2 pseudogenes are annotated in these 968 nt (G+C 37.4%); one reads left to right on the forward strand and one right to left on the reverse strand.

Annotated features, from left to right (window positions below):
- Nucleotides 1-576 (forward strand): annotated as a pseudogene (locus IYQ92_RS10115) (IS982 family transposase); the annotation flags it as partial.
- Between the two features lie 24 nt (nucleotides 577-600).
- On the opposite strand, the pseudogene IYQ92_RS10445 reads toward IYQ92_RS10115, so the two are convergent.
- Nucleotides 601-762 (reverse strand): annotated as a pseudogene (locus IYQ92_RS10445) (IS5/IS1182 family transposase); the annotation flags it as partial.
- Nucleotides 763-968 lie beyond the last annotated feature (206 nt).

Below are 968 nucleotides of genomic sequence, written 5' to 3' on the forward strand. Positions count from 1 at the left end.
GGGTTAGTTCAACTCATCAGACAAGTAATGAATACCCAAATCTCTCCTGATACCATCGTTATCATGGACAGTTTTCCCTTACCACTATGTCAACCAGTCTGTAACTATAGAACACGTATTTTTGATGGCTTGGCAGATACTGGTTACAATGCTTCCAAACAACTGTGGTTCTATGGTTTCAAGGTTCATATGCTGGTCACCCTATCAGGCTATATTCTGAACTACGTTGTGACACCAGCATCTGTTCACGATATTAGAGCCGTTGAGGACTTACTGGAAAACTGCCATCACTCTTACATTTTGGCTGATTTGGGCTATCTTAGTCGCGAGCTTAGAAATAGTTTGGAGCAAAAAGGTTATCATCTTTGGACTCCCTTACGTCAAAAGATGGCAGGGGCTAAGCAACATAATCATTGGAAACTATAGGCGATGAGACGCACCCTTGAGACACGTTTTTCAGAACTTTGTACGCTTTTCGATATGGAACAAACACTAGCTAGAGGAAAAACAGGATTGCAATTGAGGATAGAGCAAATCGTATTAGCTTATAATTTAAGATATTTTGAAATTAACTAGCACCACGAGTAAACATTATAATTACTCATCAGAGACAAACTCTTTGGGGCTAAGCATGCCTTTCTTTTCACGAGGTCTAGTATATGGGAATATTAGCATGATTCCTTGTGAGAGAAGGAAATGTGCAATATTTGGTGTTTTATAACCAGAATCGACGATAAGATAATTGGGAACTAAGCCCTTGATAAGCATAGTGTCAGTCCATTTACTGATGATAACTTCATAAAATGGATAAAAGACAGTTGTTACAAGGAAACAGTCAGGTAATCAAACGATTGACAATTTAGTAAGTATATCTTGAACTGATAATGAAATCGACATTTCAAACACATTGTAGCCTTTTCTACGCTGTGTTTTTTATAAAAAAATAAAGTTCGTCTATAACTCTTTTG

The organism is Streptococcus sp. HF-1907 (genome assembly GCF_015594605.1).
Taxonomy (GTDB): Bacteria; Bacillota; Bacilli; order Lactobacillales; family Streptococcaceae; genus Streptococcus.